Here is a 16,831-nt window from a genome sequence, read left to right as displayed (position 1 = left end):
GGTGGGGGACTTGCTAATTCATGTTTTAAGGAGGTCTATAATTTATGGAATATGCTTCAATTTTTATGCTGATTTTTGCCGGAGTGATTTTATTTTACGCGGTTATATTAGCACTCACGAAAGATATAAAATTAATTCCGAGAAATTATGCAGTCAAGACTACAAATAAACGTGATTACGCCGTGAAGTTCGCAAAAATTTTAATGTTCGTATCAATTGCGCCGGCATTGACTGGGATTATAGGACTCTTGACTGACAGCGCGTTTTTTATGGTAATTGCTTTAATTGCGGGATTTATAATATTTATTAGACTCGGCATTAAATATAGCAGGATTCGCACGAATGGAGAATAAATTTATTAAATTTTGCTGCCTAGTATAAAATATAAATATAAACTTGAATCGAGATGATATTATTATGAATCAAGAAAATTTATCGCGCATTATAAATTTACGTCATGAGCTTCACAAGTTCCCGGAATTATCCGGCCAAGAAAATATAACTAAGCGGCATTTAATGGACTTCTTAGAGTCTAATACGAGTCTTGCTGTTATAGATTGCGGAAGATATTTTTATGCCTCGCGCTATATCGAAGGCACAAAGGCTATAGCTTTTCGGGCAGATATGGACGCTTTACCCATAAACGAAAATTTAAATCTTGAATATAATTCGCAAAATCCCGGAGTCTCTCACAAATGCGGTCATGATGGACACTGTGCGGCACTTTGCGGGTTTGCTTTAGAACTTGAGAATCTGCCCCGTGAACGTTCAGTATATTTAATATTTCAACACGCTGAAGAGACAGGGCAGGGCGGGCGTGAATGTTCGCAGCTTTTACACGAGAGAAATATACGAGAAATTTACGCTTTTCACAACTGGAGCGGCTACCCTGAAAAAAGTATTATAATTCGTGAGGGTTTGTGTCAGTGCTGTTCGGCGGGATTAACTATAAAATTTTACGGTAAGACTTCTCACGCAAGCGAACCGGAAAAAGGACTCAATCCTGCATATATAATCGCTGATTTAATAAAATTTATAGGCGAATCAAATAAATCACAAAAAATTTTATGCACTATCATAAATATAAATCTCGGCTCAAAAAATTTCGGAATTTCTCCGGGCAATGGCGAAATCTCTATAACTATGCGTGCCTATAGTGAGTCAATTATGCGCGAATTTCGTAATCAAGTCGTCAACATGGCCGAGTCCCTCGCAAAAAATTCAGGATTTAATTTCAAGTGTGAAAACTTTGATTACTTCCCTGAGACTATAAGCGAGTCCGAGTCCGTAAAAAGAGTCATACGAGCCGCAAAAAATTTGAATCTCGAAATTATTAACTTGTCCGAGCCATTCAGAGCTTCTGAAGATTTCGGCTGGTACACAAAACAAGTTCCCGGCGCAATTTTCTATATAGGCAATGGGATAAATTATCCTGATATTCACACTAGTAATTATGATTTCAACGATAATATTTTAGAAGTCGCAATAAACATGTTTACGGCTATTTATTCAGACAGCGTGATAAAATAATTCTTGCTGGGCAGTTCAGACGGTCGCTGCAAAAAATTTTGTAGAGGAAAGTCCGGGCTTCATAGGGCAGAGTGCCAGTTAACGGCTGGCCGGAGTAATCCGCGGGAATAGCGCAACAGAAAATATACAGCCATTTTTTTATTTGGCAACGGTGAAAAGGTGCAGGGTAAGAGCCCACCATGCGTAAAGTAATTTGCGTGATTTGCAAGCCCCACTCGAAGCAAGATCAAATAGAGAGGTTTTGAACACTGGCTCCGGTGCCTCTGGGTTAGATCGCTTGAGATTTTCTGCGAGGAAAATACTAGATAAATGACCGTCTTTAACACAGAACCCGGCTTATGAGCTGCCCGGCATTATATAAATCGAAGGGAATATATTTTATAACTTGAGCGAAATAAATTTTTACGACTGGCAAATTAACGCTTTTAATCACATAAATAATAATGACGCTGTATTGAGTGCTCCGACAGGTTCAGGCAAAACCCTAGTTGCTTATTTATGGGCGGGAATATTAGACACTCAAGGCCAAGTAAACAAGAATCAAGACTCAACGCGAATAATTTTCACGGCTCCTATTAAGGCACTCAGCAATGAAAGATATTTAGATTTGCGCAGAATGGGACTCGACGTGGGAATCGAAACAGGAGATTTTAAGCGTAACGAGGGAGCTGGCATAATTTGCTGTACTCAAGAAATTTATACAATGAAATATGCGCGAGTCCCCGGTCAAAAATTAATCGTCGACGAATTTCACTATATTTTCAGCGACCCCGACCGAGCAAGAATGTATATAGACGGGCTTGTTAATACTGACTATGACACAAAAATTTTAGTGATGTCTGCTACTCTGGGCGGCGTTAAAAGCATAGGCCGTTATTTGTCGCATATCTGCCAGCGTAATTTTTTGATTCATGAAAGCAAGAAACGAGTTACAGAATTAATATTTACTCCTGATAAGCCCTTCAGGACATACGGAATTCATGACGCATTAGTGTTCTTATTCTCACAGCGCGGAGTCATGGACTTGGCCGAAAAAATTGCTTCAGCTAGGCAGCGAATCCCCCCCGATAACGTGAAAAGACTGCAGGAACTCGCAAAGATTCTTGATGTTAAGAAAATGCCGCCTTCACTCATAAAAGGTGTAGGAACTTATCACGGTGCAATGTTCCCTAAAGAAAAATTATTAGTCGAGTCTGCTTTTCGTGAAAGATTGTTAGATGTCGTTTGCGGGACAAATGCCTTATCACTGGGAGTAAATCTTCCTGCTCAATATGTAATTTTCGCTCAGCTTGTGAATTACAGGACTTACGAGCCAATAAGCAAAATAGATTTTTTACAGATGGCCGGGCGTGCTGGTCGAAAAGGTTTATTTGATCCCGGCTTTGTGTCATGGCTGAAAGATTCACCCTATGAGAGCGAATTTTTTGACACCGGAGTCGAATTTCGCAAATTAATGGATTCCCCGCCCGAACCTGCTGTAATAACTTTGCGGCCTTCATTTGGGAAGTTATTGCGTGAACAGGTCTTAATTGAAATCGAAGCCGAGTACATAGCCGAATATTCTAAGCCTTCATTAAATCCTGATGATGTGTTAAAGACTCTTATAAATGGTATGCAGAAAATAGATTTTGCGGCCAAAAGAATAACTCACGGAAGACAGCGGAAAAAATTTAAGGCGATTCTTGCTGCTCTCTGGTATGACGAGATGACTATAGAAGAAAATTTGGAGATGGCAAGACTATTTTTTGACGAGTCAAGGCCGAGTGCTTTAATGGCTGCGAATTTAATAATGCAGTATGAGAAAAATTTTTTGCAGGCTCTATTAAAGATTAAGCGATTCAATAATAGACTTCCTAAGGGATTCGCTTTCAGACTGATTGACGAACTCAATAAAACCGTAAACAGCATAGATCCTACCATTTACGGCTTTGAGGAGAAACTCGGCGAGATTGAGGCAGGCCGGGAATAATTTATTTTATACCAGTTAAAATATGCTTGATTTTCCTTAATGTAATAAAGCTCAACGGGAAGTAATGCTTCCAGATCCCCTTAAAAGTTTTATATTCTCGATTATACGTGTCTATTATGTGATTGACTATACCGCGCTGATAATCTATGACATTATCAAAAAATTTCATGTAATCAGGATAATATTTTGCGAAAACATTTTTAATGCTGTCAATATCTTCGGGCAAAATCGGAGTCGCATATGGGAATATTTTTTTATCGTAAACAAACGGCATAGCTTCCCATTTATATAGCAAAATCTCGAACAAATTTTGTATATATTTATAAGTGTCGTCAATTATTCTAAACGCGCCTATATTTGCAAAATGAGGGATATAATTTTCTTCAGGTTCGGGCATGATTTTATAGTCTGATATTACAGTGCTATATAAATATCTGCAGGCTAAATCATTTTCTCGTCCCTGCAAATAATTAAGTGATACATCATGCAATACGCACAAACTATTACGCTTCATAAACGGCAGCACGCACAAAAAATTTAACGTCTCCCACGGGTGTATATGCGCAGTATCAAGCACAAGCAAATCTATATCCCCGCCGATTCTCTCAATGAAGCGCGAAATGTCCCCGCCCCTGTATATCTGCCATTTATCTGTTAAATTCGAAAATTTTTCGTCGACAAGCCATCCTGATAATTTATTATTATCTTCTCCGCCGGCATAATATTTTTCGCAGTAATCTACAGAAATTAATCGCGAGTCTAAATCCTTTATCGCGTTGAGTATTAAAGCACTTCCGCCCCCGTGAGCGACTCCAACTTCTAAAATTTTTGCTGGCTTGAAATATCGTATTATTCCATTAAGAAAATATCTTTCACTGTTTTGCATTTGTGAGTAGAGAGAAACTACTTCGTGAATCTCATCTAAATATTCGCGCTGAAAATCTTCAAATTTTATATTAAGATAGTTTGAGTCCTGAGTCCTGAGTCAATTATTGCGGCCATTTTTATTTTGTCAAGAGTCCTTTCATGTAAATTTTTTAGTGATTATACAGGAAAAATTATTATATATTCAAGTGCTATAATTCATGTGAAATCTTAAGAAATATTTTAGCAAAGATACAAATTTTACAGCTACATTTACAGCTACAAAAATATGAAATTTTCTTAGTAACAGCAATGACTCACAAAGCTAAAAATTTTTGTTATTCTGCAATTTTTCAACACAAATTTTTTACCGGGAATGCGCGGCTCTTTCACGAAAATTTTTATCTCGAACCCGCAAATTTTTAGACTCGTTATAAATATTTTGCGCGAATCATTAACATAAAATTTTTATTGACTCGCAAATTTTTTGACTCGTTTATTTCTTGACGCATTCACTCACTAATATATTTTCTGTTTTGCCTGTTTTCGTGTAAAATAAATCAAAAATTTTTATCCAGTTTATATAATTTATATAAATAGAACGGGGATGAGTTGCACATTGGCAGAGGCCGCTGGAATCGCAGGAGTTTCTGAGATTCGCAAAAAAGTTCAAAGCTATTCCGATATTGGCGTGGCTTTGTTAATGGTACTCATTATTATAATGATGGTCGTGCCCTTACCGACATGGCTGATAGATATGCTGCTTGCAATGAATATAACGCTTGGAGTCGTTACTCTTTTAGTTACATTTTATGTCAAGCGCGCATTAGATTTGTCGATATTTCCGACTTTGTTATTGATTTCGACTTTGTTTAGATTATCGCTGAATGTCTCAACAACGAGATTAATTTTACTTTACGGGAACGCCGGCGAGTTAATAAACGCTTTCGGAAATTTTGTCGTCGGCGGCAATTATGTAGTCGGGATTATAATGTTCTTGATTCTGGTAATTATTCAAATGTTAGTAATCACTAAGGGCGCAGAGAGAGTCGCGGAAGTTGCAGCGAGATTTACACTTGACGCCATGCCCGGCAAACAAATGTCAATCGACGCTGATTTAAATTCGGGATTAATCGACGAGCAGGGCGCAAAACAAAGACGGCAGGACATTCAGAAAGAAGCTGACTTTTACGGAGCTATGGACGGTGCTTCAAAATTTGTTAAGGGCGACGCTATAGCAGGACTCATAATTACTACTATAAATATAATCGGCGGTTTATCAATCGGGATTTTCATGCGGGGAATGAGTGCCGGAGATGCTGCATCTCGTTATAGTCTGCTCACAGTGGGCGACGGACTTGTCGGACAAATTCCGGCGTTATTGATGTCTACGGCAATGGGCGTTATTGTTACCCGCGCGGCTGCGTCTTCTGAACTCGGCCCCGATCTTGTGAATTCGTTTACTCGTTATCCGAGACCGTTATATATTTCGTCAGGTATGTTATTATGCATGGGACTTTTGCCGGGACTTCCTACAATTCCATTTTTGACTCTGGCTGTGTTAATGGCTTTTCTTGGCTACACAGTGAGTCGTGAAGCAAGTTTACAGACTATCGAGGCAGAAGAGCAGGCAGCAAAGACTCCAGCTCAACCCGGAACAGCCCCGCAATCAGGAGCAGCAGCAACAACAACAGCAGGAACTGAAGAGGGCGCAAAATCTGAACCTGTTTCTCCTGAAGACGTAATGAAATTATTGACAGTTGAACCTATGGAGGCCGAAATAGGTTACGCAATTATCCCCCTGATTGACCCTGCACAGGGCGGCGACATGTTAGACAGAATAGGCACAATACGCAAGCAAATGGCCCTAGAAATGGGAATCGTCGTGCCTCCGATAAGAATTCGCGATAATATTCAAATTAAGCCTACAGAGTATATTTTGCGTGTAAAGGGTGCTGAAGCCGGGCGCGGTGAATTACTGCCGGATCATTATTTAGCTATGAACACTGGCGGAGCTGAAGAGGATTTAATAGGAGTTCCCACCAAAGAGCCGGCATTTGGACTCCCTGCTTTATGGATTTCTCCGGATTTACGCGACAAGGCCGAAGCTATGGGATATACAGTTGTTGACGCTCCCAGCGTACTCGCGACTCATTTATCGGAAGTTATACGCAAAAATGGAGCTGAGTTATTAACTCGTCAGGAAGTCCAGAAATTAACGGACATGGTAAAAGAAACAGCCCCCGCCGTAGTCAGTGAATTATTAGCGTCGCTTTCACTCGGTGAGATTCAGAAAGTTTTGCAGAATTTAATACGTGAACAGATTCCGATTAGAGATCTCGTTACAATTTTTGAGGCACTCGCGGATTACGGCAAAATGTCAAGAAGTGTAGATTTCTTGACTGAACGGGCAAGAGAGGCTTTATCGCGCTTGATTTCTCTTAAGATTCAGGGGCCGGACGGAATTATTACGGCTGCGACTCTTTCACCGAACTGGGAACAGAAAATTATGGCAGGAGTCGACGGCGATTTGACTCGAGGCTGGCAATTAAATTTAGATCCCCGCGAAGTTCAGAAGATGATTAACGCAATCTCCCGCGCTATGGAAGAAATGATCGTTAAAAATTTGCCTCCTGTTTTACTCGTTCACCCTGATGTAAGATTAATCGTGCGTAGATTAATAGAAGGCTCTATAACAAATATTTTCGTTGTGTCATATAATGAGATAACACGCGGGATTCAAGTTAAAACAGTAGGAATGGTAGAATAAATAAATGAGAGTTACTAATCAAATTACATTTACAGCAAAAGACGACGCAGAAGCACTCAGACTAGCAGCCGAACGACTTGGCCGGGACGCTGTTATTTTGTCGACTCAAATGATAAAAGAAGGCGGAGTATTAGGATTCTTTCAGCGTTCAGTTTTGAAGGTTACAGCCGGAATTCTTGAAGATGACTCACCTAAGCCGCAGCCAAAAACTAGGACTCCCGCAAATAATTCGCCTATTTCTACAATGGACGAGGACACAAGACGAGAGAATTTAATAGCCTTCCAAAAGTTAATGGAACTCAAAGAAAAATCTTCAAGCGGTCAACTTTCAAGCCCTCCGAGTCAAAATATATCATCAACGCCCGCAAATAATTTGCAGGATAATACAATTTCACTCGGTGAAGAAGGTTATAGGCTGCCTTCTGATAATGTAAAAATTTCACCTGAAGGACTCAGAAATGCATACGGACTCACGACAAGACCCGCACCAGTAACTCCGCCGCCTCAAATTCAGCCAGTAATGCCGCCGGTTATGAATCAGCCAGCCCAGCCCGCAATAAATAATAACGACGCTCAAGCACTCAAGAATCAAGTCGGAGCGCTCGCTGATAGAATAGATTTATTATTGCAGAGAATTTCAGCCGTTGAAACCGGAGTCGCTGCTCAAGCTCAAGCCCAGAAAGCTAATTTTCAAGCCGGAATGCCTCAATTTACAGGTGAAGACTCAGGAATTGAGGGCCGTTTGCGTTCGTCTGAAGTTGACGAGAAATATATAAGAAAATTGCTCGGTGATTATGGAGTTATGGCTCGTAAAGAAAAAAATAAAAAATTGCCGTTCACCAAGTGGCTTGCTACACAAATTGAATGCTCAGGCGATAACGGCGGGGACGCTGCGGGGGGTCGTAAAGTTATGCTACTCGGTCCGACCGGAGTCGGCAAGACTACGACTATAGCAAAACTTGCAGCAATTAAAGCATTATGGGAACATAAACGAGTTTTATTATTAACTAGTGATACATACAGAATAGCAGCTGTCGAGCAGTTAAAGACTTATGCGAAAATTTTAGGCGTTCCCATTGAAATAATATTCGATATAGCAACGATTCAAAATATAGTGAATCAGCATGAGAACTCGGATATTATTTTGTTAGACACTGCGGGGCGTTCACAGCGCGACAAGAAAAACATGGAACTATTCGAGAATTTATATAATTCGTTCGCTCCTGATGCTGTGCATTTGGTATTGTCAGCTAACATGAAATATAAAGATATGCTTGACGTTGTAGAACATATTCCAAATATTCCCGTGTCGCATTTGTTATTTACAAAACTTGATGAGACTGTGAGTTACGGCTCAATATTTAATATTCAGCAGGTTATGGGCTGTCCGGTTTCATTTTTGACGGTGGGACAAAACGTTCCAAAAGATATAGAGACTGCTTCAGGCACAAGAATCGCCGATTTCCTCATGAAGTCCGAAGAAGAGAGGAAACGGGGTTAATTTGCAATGCCTAGAAATAATTATAATCCAGATCAGGCGGGGGATTTGAGGCGAATGGTATTAGATAATCGAGAGAGAACAAGAATTCCGCAGCGTTTACACACAATTTCAGTTTTGAGCGGTAAGGGAGGAGTCGGGAAGAGTAATATATCTGCGGCGTTATCGTTTGCTTTGGCAGATTTCGGGAAGAGAGTCGTATTAATTGACGCTGATTTAGGCATGGCAAATTTAGATATTTTGTGCGGAGTTACTAATGCTAGATATAATATTGCGCATTTAATAGAAGGCTCGCGGAACTTGAACGAGATTCTAGTACATTTCAGGCCTTCAGAAAGAGCTATGCACAAACATGGAAGTGTTGCTTTACTTCCCGGCGGTACTGGCTTGAAAGAAATAGCCGATCTTGATGATTTTGCTATGGAAAGATTATTTGCGTCATTGTCAGGGCTTGACGAAATCGCCGATTATTTAATCATGGACGCGGGCGCGGGGATTCATAAAGGTGTGTTGTCATTTGCTTATGCGTCGGAGATAACTTTATTAGTTACTACTCCTGAGCCGACGAGTGTGAGAGATGCTTACGGTGTAATAAAATCTTTAGGCGCAACAGCATGGGACGGCCCGGAAAATGCAGCATCGGGGCTTATGTTAATTGTCAACATGGCAAATAGCACAATGGAAGCTCAAGAGGTCGCAGAGAGAATCAGACTCGCATCAATGCAATTTTTAGGGAATGCTCCGATTTATTTAGGCTGTGTCTTGAAAGATAAAGCTATCGAGCAATCAGTCAAAAACTGGAAAATTTTTTACAGGTCAGATCCTGAATCGCCTGCCAGTATATGCATCAGAAATTTATCGGGCGAATTATTGCGGTTCTGTGAGGGAGCTAATATAAAACGTGAAGCATTACCGGAAAAATCAGGAGGAGTGATTGACTTTTTCAAGCGGCTGACTAAGAGTCTTTTTTCTGATAATAAATAAATAATAAATAGCAAGAAATAAATACGAGAAATAAATTTAAAGCTATAATAACTATGAATCTAAAAAATTTAGCATATTTTACAGGAAGGAGGTGCAATCTGCTGCCATGTATAAATATAATAAGAAAATTTTTATCAGACAGCAGAGTTAAAGAATGCCCCCAGCAGGCAAAATAAGAGTTCTTGTAGTTGATGACAGTGCTTTAATGCGGCAATTTATCAGCGATATATTAAAATCTGATCCTAGAATTGAAGTTTTAGGTACTGCCAAAGACGGTAAAGACGCTCTTAAACAAATTCAATTACTCAGACCAAATATTGTAACAATGGATGTAGAAATGCCCAACATGAGCGGGCTTCAGGCACTCGAAGAAATAATGAAGACTAATCCCCTCCCCGTCATAATGGTGAGTTCAATGACTCAAGAAGGGGCAGAAACAACAATGAAGGCTCTTGCGCTCGGATGTGTTGACTTCATAGGCAAACCTTCAGGATCTATATCGTTAAATATTCGCGATGTAGGGCAGGAATTAATTGACAAGGTCATTGCGGCGAGTACAGCAAGACTCAGAACTAAAGCGGGATTTTTCGGGGGATCTCCTGTACGTGCTCCGGAATTCAGGCGGATGACTCCTCCCATGCATACAGGAAGGCGCGATATTGTAGCGATTGCAAGTTCAACGGGCGGCCCTATGGCTTTAGGCGAATTGATTCCCAAGTTACCTAAAAATTTTCCTGTTCCTATTGTAATTACTCAGCATATGCCTAAAGAATTTACACCGTCATTTGCAAATAGATTGAATTCGTCTTCACAGCTTGAAGTCTTAGAAGGTTTTGACGGATTAACTCTCAAGCCCGGCCGTGTAGTAATTGCCCCCGGTGGAAGTCATTTAATAGTCAAGCGCAGAAATGGTGCAATGGTATGCGGAATCTCTGACGCTCCGCCTGTTTTGTCAGTCAAGCCCGCAGCTAATATAATGTTTATGAGTGTTGCAGATGAATACGGCGGCAATGTCTTATGCGTGATTTTAACAGGAATGGGACGGGACGGCACGGATGGAGGTATAGCACTTCACAGAAAAGGTGCTTATGTTATAGCCGAGAGTCAAAAAACTTGCGTCGTTTATGGAATGCCTAAGGCCGCTGTTGACGCTGGAATCGTTGACGAGGTCCTGCCGCTTAATGAAATTCCCGATGCAATGGTCAGACTCGTGAAGAATTAGAAGGGGGAAAATTTTATCTTGGCCGATATGGATATGAGTCAGTATCTCGGAGCATTTCTCGATGAGACTGACGATAACGTGCAAAAATTAGATGATTTATTATTAGCTCTGGAAAAAAATATGGTCGATATGGACGTAATTAATGAAATTTTCAGAGCAGCTCACACGCTTAAGGGCATGGCGGGCACAATGGGATTTACTAATATGATGGGCTTGACCCACGCAATGGAAGACAGACTCGACGCAGCTAGAAAAGGTACAAGGCCACTCACTGAAGGCGACATGAATTTATTATTTCAGGGGCTTGATACTTTGCAGGAAATGGCGGACTCAATCAGAGGCGGCGGAAATGATTCGCATATAGACGTGTCTGGAATGGTTCAGGAATTAAGACGAGAGGGCCCGGCTCCTGCTCCTGCTGCTCAAGCTCCAACACAAGAGAGTCCGGCAGATTCCGGCGGGTCAAATTTGTCATCACAGGACTCTGAATGGGTAAAAGCTGCTAACTCTGAAGGCAAGAACGCTTTTAGTGTTCATGTTACATTGAGTGAAAGCTGTTTATTGAAGGCTGCCCGCGCTTATATGGTAGTAAACAGGCTCGAAGAAATGGGCGAAATTTTCAAGTCTGAGCCTCCCACTGATGCACTTGAGCAGGAAAAATTTGAGTATGATTTTACTATTTATGTAGCTACTCCCGCACCCGCTGAAGAAGTTAAAGCAGCAATTGAGAAAATAGGCGATGTCAAGAGCGCAGATGTTGAAGAAATCAAAGCAAGTTCAGCACCCGCCACGGCACCTGTTCAAGAAACACAGCCCGCAGCACAGGAACAAGCACCCGCCCCGGCACCTGCCCCGATTCCAGCTCCGGCACCTGCACAGCCCGCAGCACAGCCCCCCGCAGGCCGTAAAGAGACAATCAAGAAAAGCGGTCAAACTGTCAGAGTCGATATAGGCCGTCTCGATAAATTAATGAATCTTGTCGGCGAGCTTGTTATTTCTCGTGCAAGAATTGAGAGACTCGTTCAGGAAGCAAGACTCAGACAATTTGATGATACTTTATCGCAATTAGGGCGAATTTCCGGCGATATTCAGGAACTCGTTACTAAATTAAGAATGGTGCCCGTCTCGTTTACATTTGACAGATTCCCGCGCTTAATAAGGGACTTATGCAAGACTCTAAATAAAAATGTTGAGTTAGTTCTCGAAGGCGAAGACACAGAATTAGACAGAACAGTTATAGACGAAATAGGCGATCCTATGGTGCATTTGATTCGTAACTCAATGGATCACGGAATCGAACACCCCGACGAACGCAAGGCACTGGGCAAACCTGAAAAAGGTATACTAAAAATTGCAGCTTATCAAGAAGGCAGCGGAGTCGTTATTGAAGTCTCAGACGACGGCGCAGGAATTGATCCCGATAAAGTCAAGAAAAAAGCCGTTGAACGAGGAATCATTACAGATGACAGAGCCGCAATAATGAGCGACGAGGAAGCCCAGCAGTTAGTGTTACTTCCCGGTTTCAGCATGGCCAAGCAAGTAACGGACTTATCAGGGCGCGGAGTCGGAATGGATGCCGTAAAAACTAAAGTCGAGCAGTTAGGCGGACAATTTGATTTAAGCAGCAAGAAAAACGAGGGGACTCATGTTTATATAAGACTGCCTTTAACGCTTGCTATAGTTCTTTCACTGTTAATAAAAGTAGGCAACGAGACTTATGCAATTTCTCTTGAAAATGTCGAAGAAACTATAATGGTACGCAAAGAAGACATTAAGACAGTTCACGGCGAGCCCACGACTTTATTACGCGGTGAAGTATTATCACTTAATGATTTAGGCGATATATTAGGCTCTGAGGGTGTCGAACATGATAGATACGAATATCCCGTCGTAGTGGTAAAAATAGGCAAGAATAAAATCGGCTTCATAGTCAGTGAGTTAATAGGCCAGCAGGAAATAGTTATTAAATCGCTCGGAAGATTTTTAGCGAAAATTGACGGAATAACGGGCGGGACTATTTTAGGCGACGGCAATGTTGCATTAATTCTTGATGTTGCCTCGTTCTACTCTACAAAAGGTTAAAAGGAGTAATGTTTAATGGCAGATATAGCGTCGTTCAATGCGTTACAGCTTGATGCAATTCGTGAGGTCGGAAATATAGGCACTGGCAACGCTGCTACTGCTTTGAGCGGCTTATTATCGCGTATGATAAATATGAATGTCCCTCAAACCGAGCTTGTATCAATTTATGAGCTCGGCCAGCATTACGGCGACCCTATGCAGATAGTCGGTGCTGTTTTCGTGCGGTCTCTAGGCGGCTTTCACTGCAGCTTGATATTTATCCAGAACGAAGAAGACGCAAATTTAATGGTCGAGCTATTATTAAAGCAGCAATTCGGCTCACAAATCCCGATCGATGAGATCCCGCAGGACATGATCGACAGTGCATTAAGTGAAGTAGGAAATATAGTATTAAGCTCATTCTTGAACGCTATAAATTTATTAATAGGGACTCAGCATCAAATCAGCGTACCCGGTGTAGCACATGACATGTTGAGTTCGATTTTAGATGTAGTAGCTTCGATTTATGGGCAAATGGGAGAGACTGCACTGTTAGTAAATACTGAGTTAAGTGTAGAAGGTTTAGAAGAAGGCCGGAAAATTTCCGGGCATATTATATTAATTCCTGACCCTGATGCCCTCGATTTGCTGCTAAGAAAGCTGAAGGTGATGTGATGGCCGAACCCAGTATTGTTTTAGGCATGGCAGATTTATACGTGGCTCGGGCTCCTATAAAACTTGTAACTCTTGGGCTTGGCTCATGCATTGGGCTTGTAGTCTTTGATCCATTAGCGAAAATTGCGGGGATGGCTCATATAATGCTGCCTGATTCAAGAGGTCTAAAAGGTTCGGAAAAAGTCGGAAAATTTGCCGATACTGCCGTGCCAGCCATAATTGACGAAATGATAAAGCAGGGTGCTAACAGATCCAGAATAAAAGCGAAAATTGCCGGAGGTGCTCAAATGTTTGCATTGCCGGGCTCTAGTCCTGAATTCTTGACAGTCGGAGCGAAAAATGTACGTGAGACTACTATGAGGCTTGCAAGACTGGGAATAGCTCTCGTTGCTTCTGATACGGGAGGCAATAAGGGACGCACTATTGAATTCTCGACAAGTAACTGGATGCTGAAAATTAAGACGCTCGGAAAAGGAATAAACGAAATATGACGACAGACGAGGAAAGAAAATTATGGGATAATTTTTCGCGGACTAAATCTATAGCAATCCGTGACGAAATCGTGAGACGTTATTTACCGCTGATTAAATACGTAGTCGGCAGAATGTCAGTGACTCCGCCTCAAGGTCTTGATTATGAGGATATTTTGAGCTTTGGAGTATTCGGGCTGCTCGATGCTGTTGATAAATTTGACCCGTCAAAAGGTTTTGTATTTCAGACTTACGCAATACCCAGAATCAGAGGCGCAATATTAGACGAATTACGCAAATGCGACTGGTTTTCACGTACAGGGCGCGAGAAAGTACAGCGGCTGAATAAGGCAATGGAAAAAATTTTGCGCGATAAGGGCGAACTCAAAGACGAGTGGCTTATTTCTGAACTCGGCATAACTGAAGAAGAATATTACGAGACTCAAGAATTAGCTTCACGAGGTTATATCACTTCACTTGATGACACTAATCCATTAGATGACGGAGAAGTCCCGATTGAAGCAACTATTGCGGACGAAAGAGAGACAGCAGCAGACAGACTCGACGATGAAAGCGATAAACAGCAATTAATAGAGGCTTTGCAGGAATTGCCCGAACGTGAGCGCAATATGTTGAGTCTTTATTATTATGACGGCTTGACTCTAAAGGAAATCGGCCAAGTTTTAGGAGTGTCTGAAAGCAGAGTCTCACAAATTCACGGCAAAGGTCTATCAATGTTACGCGCGATTCTAAAAGCTAAAATGAATGAGTTATAAATTTTATTCAGGAGGTGAACTAATTGATCAACACAGATATTTTTGACTTACACGCACAGCCCGACGGGATTTATTTATCATGTAACAGCACAGACTTTAAAGAAAATGACGTTTACGCGTTCCTGAAAGAATACGGCATTATAAGATATGACTTCAAGGCAATACGTAATTTTATTAAGGACGGTCAAACCTGTAAAATTTGCGGTCGTAATCCTGCACTTGAGAAGGACGCAAAAGTTTTAGTGTCAATTGCGGGCGATAAAATGTCAGCTTCAATTACTATAGAGCCGCCCTTTTTTGCCAAACCTTGGCCGAAACTTGAAGAAGTCATTGCCGTATTACATGCTAACGGAGTCAAAATCGGTATTGATAAAGTCGCAATACAATCTTTATTAGCCCGTAAACTTGCAAATGAAACAGTTATAGTAGCTCAGGGAACTCCGCCCGTTGAAGGCAGTGATGCATATATAGAATTAATCAAGGATCCCGACAAGCCGTTTGAAGTCAGAGACGATGAAAAAATTGATTTCTGGAGCCGCAGCACTATTGTTACAGTCCATCCCGGTCAAGAAGTAGCAATAAAGCATCCTCTTGTAAACGGCAAAACTGGAGTCGATGTTACCGGGGCAGCAGTCAGAGCCCAGCCCGTAAAAAATGTAGAATTCTCATTCGGTGAAGGACTCAAGCGCGACCCTGAGAATCCGTTAATATTACTCGCAGTTGCAGAAGGTCAATTAAAGAATGATAGAGGCCGTCTCGCTGTATTGCCTGAATTAAATATCGGGAATGATATAGATTTCAGCGTAGGAAGCATAGATTTTACAGGAGCGGTAAAAATCAGCGGCTCAGTTCGTGAGGGCTTTCACGTAATAGCACAGGGCAATATTGACATTAACGGCATGGTCGAGGGAGCAGATGTTGACTCGCAGGGATTCGTAATAATTCACGGAGGAGTCCGCGGCATGGGTAAGGGCACAATACGCGCAAATAATGACGTGAGTCTGAGTTTTGCGGATCAGGCTACAATCAGGGCGGGCGGAAGTATTCTAGTAAAGAATTCAATTTTACACAGCCGGTTATATGCTCGTCGGGCAGTTATAGCACTTGGAAGCGGCAGACATTCACAAATTGCCGGCGGACGTGTTGACGCTGGTCTTGAAGTCTCTTGTAATATACTAGGCTCTGAAATGGGCACAAAGACAGAAATTATTGTAGGGACTCCCCCGGACATGCTCGAAAAGAGAAAAGTTTTCACGAGTGAAATTAAACGCTGTGATGAGAATTTAGAACGAATTGAGCCGAATTTCGCATTACTCAAGAAATTAGAGTCAGCCGGGCAACTTGACGACTCTAAACGCGCTATGATGATGGATCTAACAAAAATGAAATTCCAGTTACAGGCCGCGCGGGATAATATGCAGAAGGAACTTGACGACTTAGAAGAACAGTTAGCACTCGTTCGCGATAAGGGTATAGTCAGAGTCAAAGATATTTGTTACAGCGGTGTAGTTATTTCTGTGAGAGGCCTAAATTATATCGTTCATGAGCCGTGCAGATTTACTTCTTTTGTTGCCGATGATGAAAAACGCTGCATTGTATTAAAGCCGTTCGATTATATGTCAGGTCATTTAGGAGGTTAATAAATTGCAGCCAGTTACGTTATTAATGTCAAATTTGAATGTTGAAGCAATGACTCATCACGCCCCGAATGCCTTAGCCGCTGCTCAAGATACAGGCCAGAGTCAGGAAATTATACGAGACGGAATTAAACTCGTTCAGACAGTGCAGGCCAGTGAAGCAATGAATAACGCCCAGCGGGTCCACCGTAAGAACGAGAACGACGAACAACAGCAAAATCAACAGGGACAAAGGCGCGACAGTTTCGAGCATACTAAGGCAGAATCTCAAGAAATTAATAAACCTGAAACGCCTTTAATTCGTGAAAATGTCAGGAGCAAAAAAAGTTTTGAATTTCTCGCATAAATATTATTAAATCCCTCTGGTAAAATATA

General features: G+C 41.5%; 14 protein-coding genes and 1 other RNA gene. 14 read left to right on the top strand and 1 reads right to left on the bottom strand.

Annotation, left to right across the window (positions count from 1 at the left end):
• Positions 1–44 precede the first annotated feature (44 nt).
• From IJS99_02510 to IJS99_02495, 4 genes are all read left to right on the top strand, one after another.
• Positions 45–353, top strand: a complete 309-nt coding sequence (locus tag IJS99_02510) for a hypothetical protein (GenBank protein ID MBQ7560694.1) — start codon at positions 45–47, stop codon at positions 351–353.
• A 64-nt stretch (positions 354–417) separates the two neighbouring features.
• On the top strand, positions 418–1,530 hold the full coding sequence (locus IJS99_02505; GenBank protein MBQ7560693.1) for an amidohydrolase: 1,113 nt from the start codon (positions 418–420) through the stop codon (positions 1,528–1,530).
• A gap of 7 nt (positions 1,531–1,537) precedes the next feature.
• Positions 1,538–1,884, top strand: an RNA gene (gene rnpB / locus IJS99_02500) — RNase P RNA component class A.
• A gap of 31 nt (positions 1,885–1,915) precedes the next feature.
• Positions 1,916–3,499, top strand: coding sequence for a DEAD/DEAH box helicase (locus IJS99_02495; GenBank protein MBQ7560692.1), 1,584 nt, complete (start codon positions 1,916–1,918; stop codon positions 3,497–3,499).
• A gap of 1 nt (position 3,500) precedes the next feature.
• Here the strand turns inward: IJS99_02495 and IJS99_02490 are convergent, their stop codons facing one another.
• Positions 3,501–4,385: a class I SAM-dependent methyltransferase gene (locus IJS99_02490; protein MBQ7560691.1), complete on the bottom strand. Its 885-nt coding sequence runs from the start codon at positions 4,383–4,385 to the stop codon at positions 3,501–3,503.
• 585 nt (positions 4,386–4,970) lie between these two features.
• On the opposite strand from IJS99_02490, the gene flhA reads away from it, so the two are divergent.
• The 10 genes from flhA (at position 4,971) to IJS99_02440 (ending at position 16,802) form a co-directional block, all read left to right on the top strand.
• Positions 4,971–7,133 (top strand): flagellar biosynthesis protein FlhA, encoded by a 2,163-nt coding sequence (gene flhA / locus IJS99_02485; GenBank protein MBQ7560690.1) that lies wholly within the window; start codon positions 4,971–4,973, stop codon positions 7,131–7,133.
• A gap of 4 nt (positions 7,134–7,137) precedes the next feature.
• On the top strand, positions 7,138–8,634 hold the full coding sequence (flhF, locus tag IJS99_02480) for a flagellar biosynthesis protein FlhF (protein MBQ7560689.1): 1,497 nt from the start codon (positions 7,138–7,140) through the stop codon (positions 8,632–8,634).
• Between the two features lie 54 nt (positions 8,635–8,688).
• Entirely contained in the window at positions 8,689–9,615 is a 927-nt protein-coding gene (locus IJS99_02475; protein ID MBQ7560688.1) for a MinD/ParA family protein, read from the top strand.
• A 154-nt stretch (positions 9,616–9,769) separates the two neighbouring features.
• On the top strand, positions 9,770–10,837 hold the full coding sequence (locus IJS99_02470; protein ID MBQ7560687.1) for a chemotaxis response regulator protein-glutamate methylesterase: 1,068 nt from the start codon (positions 9,770–9,772) through the stop codon (positions 10,835–10,837).
• A 27-nt stretch (positions 10,838–10,864) separates the two neighbouring features.
• Positions 10,865–12,919, top strand: coding sequence for a chemotaxis protein CheA (locus IJS99_02465; protein MBQ7560686.1), 2,055 nt, complete (start codon positions 10,865–10,867; stop codon positions 12,917–12,919).
• A 15-nt stretch (positions 12,920–12,934) separates the two neighbouring features.
• Positions 12,935–13,573, top strand: coding sequence for a chemotaxis protein CheC (locus tag IJS99_02460; protein ID MBQ7560685.1), 639 nt, complete (start codon positions 12,935–12,937; stop codon positions 13,571–13,573).
• Positions 13,573–14,064: a chemotaxis protein CheD gene (locus tag IJS99_02455; GenBank protein ID MBQ7560684.1), complete on the top strand. Its 492-nt coding sequence runs from the start codon at positions 13,573–13,575 to the stop codon at positions 14,062–14,064. The genes IJS99_02460 and IJS99_02455 overlap by 1 nt, the downstream gene beginning before the upstream one ends.
• The gene (locus tag IJS99_02450; GenBank protein ID MBQ7560683.1) at positions 14,061–14,819 is read left to right on the top strand and encodes a FliA/WhiG family RNA polymerase sigma factor; all 759 of its coding nucleotides are present in this window, start codon (positions 14,061–14,063) and stop codon (positions 14,817–14,819) included. The genes IJS99_02455 and IJS99_02450 overlap by 4 nt, the downstream gene beginning before the upstream one ends.
• A gap of 23 nt (positions 14,820–14,842) precedes the next feature.
• Entirely contained in the window at positions 14,843–16,459 is a 1,617-nt protein-coding gene (locus IJS99_02445) for a DUF342 domain-containing protein (GenBank protein ID MBQ7560682.1), read from the top strand.
• Between the two features lie 4 nt (positions 16,460–16,463).
• Positions 16,464–16,802, top strand: a complete 339-nt coding sequence (locus IJS99_02440) for a hypothetical protein (protein ID MBQ7560681.1) — start codon at positions 16,464–16,466, stop codon at positions 16,800–16,802.
• The last annotated feature ends 29 nt before the right edge of the window (positions 16,803–16,831 follow it).

The organism is Synergistaceae bacterium (assembly GCA_017444345.1).
Classification (GTDB): Bacteria; Synergistota; Synergistia; order Synergistales; family Aminobacteriaceae; genus JAFUXM01.
This window is presented reverse-complemented; position numbering and strand designations above follow the sequence as displayed.

Coding starts and splice junctions, on each gene's coding strand:
- IJS99_02510 (MBQ7560694.1), top strand. CDS start 45: ATGGAATATGCTTCAATTTTTATGCTGATTTTTGCCGGAGTGATTTTA.
- IJS99_02505 (MBQ7560693.1), top strand. CDS start 418: ATGAATCAAGAAAATTTATCGCGCATTATAAATTTACGTCATGAGCTT.
- IJS99_02490 (MBQ7560691.1), bottom strand. CDS start 4,385: ATGCAAAACAGTGAAAGATATTTTCTTAATGGAATAATACGATATTTC.
- flhA (MBQ7560690.1), top strand. CDS start 4,971: ATGAGTTGCACATTGGCAGAGGCCGCTGGAATCGCAGGAGTTTCTGAG.
- flhF (MBQ7560689.1), top strand. CDS start 7,138: ATGAGAGTTACTAATCAAATTACATTTACAGCAAAAGACGACGCAGAA.
- IJS99_02475 (MBQ7560688.1), top strand. CDS start 8,689: ATGGTATTAGATAATCGAGAGAGAACAAGAATTCCGCAGCGTTTACAC.
- IJS99_02470 (MBQ7560687.1), top strand. CDS start 9,770: ATGCCCCCAGCAGGCAAAATAAGAGTTCTTGTAGTTGATGACAGTGCT.
- IJS99_02465 (MBQ7560686.1), top strand. CDS start 10,865: ATGGATATGAGTCAGTATCTCGGAGCATTTCTCGATGAGACTGACGAT.
- IJS99_02460 (MBQ7560685.1), top strand. CDS start 12,935: ATGGCAGATATAGCGTCGTTCAATGCGTTACAGCTTGATGCAATTCGT.
- IJS99_02455 (MBQ7560684.1), top strand. CDS start 13,573: ATGGCCGAACCCAGTATTGTTTTAGGCATGGCAGATTTATACGTGGCT.
- IJS99_02450 (MBQ7560683.1), top strand. CDS start 14,061: ATGACGACAGACGAGGAAAGAAAATTATGGGATAATTTTTCGCGGACT.